The sequence below is a fragment of the Streptomyces sp. NPDC041135 genome (genome assembly GCF_055592085.1).
Genome location: NZ_JBVIYZ010000071.1, coordinates 1 through 5710 on the forward strand (window position 1 = coordinate 1; position 5710 = coordinate 5710).

Sequence of the window (5710 nt, forward strand, 5' to 3'; positions counted from 1 at the left end):
CTACGAGCGCAAAGCCGAACACTTCCTCGCCTTCACGAGCCTCGCATGCACCCTGATCTGCTACCGCAGGCTCGCCAAATGAGATGACCTCTAAGCCTTTTCAGCGTGGCCACCGACCCGGGCGGTGGCCTTGGGCCCGCAACTCAACGGTCCCTGTCCTGACCCACTCAACCAGCGCATGAGACAGGTCGAGGACCCGGCCTGGCTCTTGCCCTGTCGTGGTGCTGTGGTCTGGTCACAGCGGGCGGCGGCCTGTCAGATCGGCCCATGCGGTGCGGGCTTCATCGAGGGCTGCGCGTGCGTGCGGCAGCGCGGTACGCCCCCGACGGGCACCCCGCTCGCATCGCCCTCGACGACGAGGCGCTCTACCTCGTCAGCGCCTACACCCCCCAGCGGGTGAACCGGCCCTGAGGCGCCCCCCGGCCGCGCGGCCTAGAGAGTCGGTGCGGGTTCCGCTTTGCGCGGTGTGGACCGCCGCCTGTCCCGTAAGACGTACGCGTACCGCACGGAAGACGGATGCAATGCGTTCGCTCCGGGTGCGGCAGCAGGATTCGGGAGGCCGCCGGGCAGCGTCCGCTCGCTCCGGCGAGTGCCCCGACTCCGTGCGCCCCCTCTCCTGCCGCGGTCTCAGCGGCGCGTCGACACGTGAGCGGCACGGCCCGAGAGCGCCGGGGGGGTAGGTCGTACGCTCACCCGATCTTTCCTCGTCAGGGGCGTGGCATGCACGTGCGCCCCACCGGCCGGGCCGCACCGGGCCCGGCCGGCCGCTCCCTTTGCGGGTCGCGCGGGTCAGCCGATGTGGTAACTGTCCCCGTACACCTTCCAGTCGAGCGGGGTGTTCAGGTCGAGGTTGCCCTTGCGCAGGAAGACCCGCTGCGCGGTGTCGACGCGGCTGGTGTCACTGTGTGCCTCCTCCTGCTTCATGGCCCACACACGGGCGTCAAGGAAGGCGTTCAGGTAGGTGGTCTCGTTGCCGCCCTGGGCCGGCGGCTTCGCGCTGCGCAGGGCGCGCTTGCGGATGTTGCGGAAGCTGGTGGGGTCGTCGCCGTCGCCGTGCATGACGAGGGCGTCGTAGTAGCTGAACTGGCCCAGCGCGCGCAGGCCGTCGGTCCTGCCCTGGGTGACGGCCGGGTTGAAGTAGACGCGGTCGCGTTCGTCGTTCTGGGCCTGCTGGAAGGCGCTGTCCTGGGCGGCCTTGCGCCAGTCCCTGGGGAAGTCCGGGTCGAGGCCGTCGTGCGAGTCGCTGCCGTCGACCCGGCGCAGGGCGGGCAGGTACTTCGCCAGGACGTTGCCCGGCTTGCGGTCGGTGTAGAGCTGGACGAGGTCGAGCATGTCGCCGGTGCCGGAGCAGAAGCCGATGATGCCGGCGGTGTAGCCGCGTCCGTCGTTTATGTCCTCGATGTACTTGTACTGGGCCTTCCAGTCGAGCGAGGAGTTCTCCGCGCTCGACACCAGTTGCATGGCGATCTCCTTCTTCGCCGGGTCGTCCAGGCCCGGAGCGGCGGCCGAGGCCGTACCCGCGCGGGAGACGCCGAGCAGGGTGCCCGAGGCGACGGCGCCGAGCGCGGCGACGACGGTCCGGCGGGAGAGACGGGCGGGGGCTGCCGGATCACGGTGTGCGTGTACCACAGGGGCTCCAAGTGGGGGGTGGGCGTGGGCGGTTCGGTCCGTACCGCCCACTGGTAGGAAAGTTTCCTATCAAAGGCGGCGTGACCAAGTAACCCGGCGCGGGGGAAGTTCGTAGGATCGGACGACCCCCGCGGCGCCGGCCCTCCCCGCGGCCGACCGCCCGGCCGAGACCGAGCGGCTGCGCCGGGCGCTGATCGACGCCGGCGAGGTCCAGGCCGCCCGCGCCTGACAAAACCGGACCGCTGCCCGGTGCACCGCCCATCCGACGGAGGACGACCTACCGTCCGGCGGCCCCCGCCAACGCTGGTGGTGGGCGCCCGCAGGCGGCAGGCGTGTGCCCTTTTCCGCCAGTCAGGAGGCGCAGGCGGCCGCAGCCGGTCGCGGCGGCGGCCCGGGCCCGGCCCGCGCCGCTGGGACGAAGCGGGTCCGCGCAACGTGCGAAGGAAGCGCGGGACCGCAGGCCGCGGCCGTCCTGTCGAACCGGGCAAGGGAACCGTAAGTCACCCGCCGCTGGTACTCTGCGCGGCACTCCGACGTCCCGCCGCATCCGGGCGGAGCCGCGACGGGCCTCAGTGCGCCACCCGGGCGCGATGGTCATTGCGGCGTGGCGTGATGCCCGACGAAGTCTGCTGGCTCCGCTTGGACTGCCTTGAGCGAGAGCCGGATGGCAGTCCCGTGCTCCTCCACGACAACCACAAAGCCTTCCGGCTGGGCAGACGGCTCCCGATCGCGAAGGTGACCGCGGCGGTGATTACCGTTCAGCAGGAACGCGTACGTCGGCGCTTCCCCGACGCCCCCTCACCCGAGCTGAAGCTGCTGCCCTCTCCGGTCGCCAACCCGTGGGGAGCCAAACCCATCTCAGGAATCTGGGAACAGCACCGGAACTGGGTCCGCGCCCTGCCGGTCTTCCTCGTGCCCATCGAGGTCGAAGTGGACGGCGAGCTCGTCACGAAACTCCTGCCATTCGACAAGGGAAAGATCTTCCCGTACGCGTACCGGGCAGCTTCGCGCAACGGCACGCTGATGGCGGCGTCAAGCCGGAAGTCCTCAAGGACCTCATGGACCATCGCCAGCTGCAGACCAGCCAGGCGTACTACCGCATCGGCCAGGACAGGCGGCGTGAAGCCATCGACCGGGTCGCGGTCATGCAGTTCGACCGGCACGGCAAGCGGGTGTGGCGCCGGGTCCAGGGGCTATTGGACTCCGAGCACGTACGGCGTGAGGTCGCCACGGCGTACGGCGTGTGCAGGGAATTCACGAACGTGGCGGCCGGCGGGCACAGCTGCCCCACTGCGCTTTCGCTGCCTGGGCTGCGAACACTTCCACACTGACGTCTCCTACCTGCCTGACCTGGAGGCGTATGACGCAGACCTCTTGCGAAGCCGCGAGAGGTCGATGTCCGCATTCGAAGCGGACGACTGGGCACGCGCCGAGGCCATGCCGTCCAAGGAGGAGATCCGCCGGGTCCGCCGACTGATCAACCGCGTCAAGGCGGACCTGGACGACCTCACCGAGGAGGAGCGGGCGCAGATCCAGCAGGCCGTCTCGGTCATCCGCCGCGGGCGCAGCGTGATGCTGGGGATGCCTCGCATCGGCCAAGCCCTTGCCCTGCCGCCGCCGCGGGATGCGTGACCCCGAGCTGGTGGTCGGGGACGGCGTCATGGGCCTGTGGCGTGCGCTCGCCGAGAATTTCCTGGCCGCACGGCACCAGAGGTGCTGGGTTCACAAGAGCCGTAACGTCACGAACTGCCTGCCCAAGTCCGCACAGCCTGGCGCGACGAAGGCGATGCAGTAGATCTACAACGCCGAGGACCGTGGTCATGCCGAGCGGGTGATCGAGGCCTTCGCACGCGCCTACGGCGCCAGGTTCCCGAAGGCGGTCGCGAAGATCACCGACGATCGGGGGGAGCTGCTCGCCTTCTACGACTTCCCGGCCGAGCACTGGATCCACCTGCGGACCACGAACCCCATCGAGTCGACCTTCTCCACGGTCAAACTCCGCACCAAGGTCACACGAGGCTCCGACAGCCCGGCTGCTGCCCTGGCGATGGTGTTCAAGCTCGTCGAGTCCGCTCAGGCGCGATGGCGCGCGATCACCGGCGCCCACCTGGTGCCGCTGGTCCGCGCCGGCGCCCGCTTCGAAAACGGCGTCCTGGTCGAGCGGCCCGAGGTGGCAGCATGAACGACATGTTCGAGGCACTCGAAGCTCTGAGCGACCGCGATCCGGATCGTCGGGACGTCGCCGCCGACATCCTCGGGGACCTCCTGCGCGGCGCCGCACTCGACGCGGACTCCGCTCGCCTGGTCGTCGGACGTCCGGTCAGCGTGGCCGTCAACGAACCGGTGACCAAGGTGCGCGAGTCCGCCCTGAACTCGACCAGCGAGGCGTTCGACCACTACCGCCTGCCTCTGGCCCTCGTCGAACCGCTGACCGCAGCCATGCCGACGATGGAACGCCAACTCCTCGTCCACACGCTCTACGTCCTCGGGGCCACCCACGACCCGCAGGCCCGGCCGCTGATCGAGCACTTTCTTGATCACCCCGACCCAGAGGTTCGCGAGGAGGCTCGGCTCGCAGCATCCGAGCTCACCGCTGTCGAGCAGAAGGGCCTCACCCACAACTCTTGACTATTGCGTCCCTGCTTTCGACTCAGCCAGACCTTCCACGAGGGGCTCCTCGCGGAAATCGGTACTGCAGTGCCACCCGAGGTTCGCCTGCCCGCCAACTGGCTTCCCGCTGGTCCATAGAACCAGCCCACGCTGGCGCGCTGCGCGGCTGAGCGCGCCGCCGACCTGCTGCGGCCGGGTCCGGCGGCGCCGGCGGGACCCCTCACTGCGGCTCTGCGGTGCGCGCGGGTTGTTGCGGAGTCGGGAGTGACGAGTGTCGGTACGTCCATCGCGGCTCTGCGCGGGTCGCGTGACCCGCTTGCTACCCCTTCCCCTCTCCCACGCGGGCCGGCGGCCGACGCCGCGTGGCGGTGGCTCGGGCGGGGAGCTCGCCGCCCAGGGGCGGTGTACGTTTCGCGGCGCGGCTCACGATCGCGGTCTCCACCTGGGTGATTCCGAGCCCGGACAGGTCGCGGGAGAGGAAGCCGTAGAGCGCGGTCAGATCGGGGAAGTATGCGGCGGCGTGCAGGTTCGAGGGGCCGGAGGTCGCAAACGCGCCGTGGACGGCGGGGTGGTCTGCCAGGGCCTGTCCTGTGGCGGCCAGGTGGTCGGGGGCCACGTGCAGCAGCAGCTTGGCCTCGATGGGCAGCCCGAGGCGGCGAGGGTCGACCAGGACCTGCGTCACCAGCCGCCCCTGCGCGGTCAGTTGGGTGACGCGCCGGCGCACCGTCGTCTCCGGGTGGCCCGTGCGGGCGGCCAGCGCGGCGGCGGGGAGCCGGGCGTCGGGGGTGAGCGCGTCAATGAGGGACTGTTCCACGGGATCGGTGTCGATGCCGTACGGTCCCGGGGAGCCGGCGGATGGCCGCACCCGCGCTGTTGCCGGCTCCGCCTGCGGATCGGTCCGGGACAGAGCGGTGCGCTCGGCGGGGCTCAGGACGGTGTGCCGCCACTCGGAGGTGAGCCGGAAGACGTGCAGGATGGTGGCGCTCTCCAGGGAGGTGACCGCCTGGGTGGAAGGCAACTGGCGGAACACCAGCGGGTCGCGCGAGCCAGGCTCGGTCCGGGCCACCGCGAAGATCTCGTCACCGGCGGTGGTGACGTCGATGAACGGGATGTCCTCCCGTGCCGCGAGCGCGGCCACGATCGTGTCGAGCTTTCCCCGCAGCACCCGGATCCGGAGGAACAGGGCGCCGGCCGAGCCGCCGTTGCGCGGCCGCGCGACCGGGGAGACCACCACCCGCACGGTGCCGTCCGCCGTGAGCGCGTGCAGGCGCCGGCGGACCGTGGCGGCGCCGAGGCCGAGCACCTGCGCCGCCCGCTCGGCCGGCAGACGCCCGTCGCACTGCAGGGCGGCCACCAGCCGCTGATCGGTGAGGCTAAGAGGTCATCTCATTTGGCGAGCCTGCGGTAGCAGATCAGGGTGCATGCGAGGCTCGTGAAGGCGAGGAAGTGTTCGGCTTTGCGCTCGTAGCGA

5 protein-coding genes and 2 pseudogenes are annotated in these 5710 nt (G+C 70.5%); 4 read left to right on the plus strand and 3 right to left on the minus strand.

Going from position 1 to position 5710, the window contains the following annotated elements:
• Window positions 1-789: 789 nt before the first annotated feature.
• Entirely contained in the window at window positions 790-1629 is an 840-nt protein-coding gene (locus ACZ6CZ_RS37460; RefSeq protein WP_469030477.1) for a chitosanase, read from the minus strand.
• Between the two features lie 1058 nt (window positions 1630-2687).
• On the opposite strand from ACZ6CZ_RS37460, the gene ACZ6CZ_RS37465 reads away from it, so the two are divergent.
• The 4 genes and pseudogenes from ACZ6CZ_RS37465 (at window position 2688) to ACZ6CZ_RS37480 (ending at window position 4257) form a co-directional block, all read left to right on the plus strand.
• Window positions 2688-2960, plus strand: a complete 273-nt coding sequence (locus ACZ6CZ_RS37465; RefSeq protein WP_469030480.1) for a hypothetical protein — start codon at window positions 2688-2690, stop codon at window positions 2958-2960.
• Between the two features lie 64 nt (window positions 2961-3024).
• Window positions 3025-3261 (plus strand): transposase, encoded by a 237-nt coding sequence (locus ACZ6CZ_RS37470; protein WP_469030481.1) that lies wholly within the window; start codon window positions 3025-3027, stop codon window positions 3259-3261.
• Window positions 3239-3811: pseudogene (locus tag ACZ6CZ_RS37475) on the plus strand (transposase); the annotation flags it as partial. The gene ACZ6CZ_RS37470 and the pseudogene ACZ6CZ_RS37475, both read left to right, overlap by 23 nt.
• Complete coding sequence (locus tag ACZ6CZ_RS37480; RefSeq protein ID WP_469030484.1) at window positions 3808-4257, plus strand: HEAT repeat domain-containing protein; 450 nt, start codon at window positions 3808-3810, stop codon at window positions 4255-4257. The pseudogene ACZ6CZ_RS37475 and the gene ACZ6CZ_RS37480, both read left to right, overlap by 4 nt.
• A gap of 301 nt (window positions 4258-4558) precedes the next feature.
• Here the strand turns inward: ACZ6CZ_RS37480 and ACZ6CZ_RS37485 are convergent, their stop codons facing one another.
• Together ACZ6CZ_RS37485 and ACZ6CZ_RS37490 are read right to left on the minus strand one after the other, a co-directional pair.
• Complete coding sequence (locus tag ACZ6CZ_RS37485; protein WP_469030486.1) at window positions 4559-5479, minus strand: Lrp/AsnC family transcriptional regulator; 921 nt, start codon at window positions 5477-5479, stop codon at window positions 4559-4561.
• 6 nt (window positions 5480-5485) lie between these two features.
• Window positions 5486-5602, minus strand: a pseudogene (locus ACZ6CZ_RS37490) (AsnC family transcriptional regulator); the annotation flags it as partial.
• Between the last annotated feature and the right edge of the window lie 108 nt (window positions 5603-5710).

Coding starts and splice junctions, on each gene's coding strand:
- ACZ6CZ_RS37465 (WP_469030480.1), top strand. CDS start 2,688: ATGGACCATCGCCAGCTGCAGACCAGCCAGGCGTACTACCGCATCGGC.
- ACZ6CZ_RS37470 (WP_469030481.1), top strand. CDS start 3,025: ATGTCCGCATTCGAAGCGGACGACTGGGCACGCGCCGAGGCCATGCCG.
- ACZ6CZ_RS37480 (WP_469030484.1), top strand. CDS start 3,808: ATGAACGACATGTTCGAGGCACTCGAAGCTCTGAGCGACCGCGATCCG.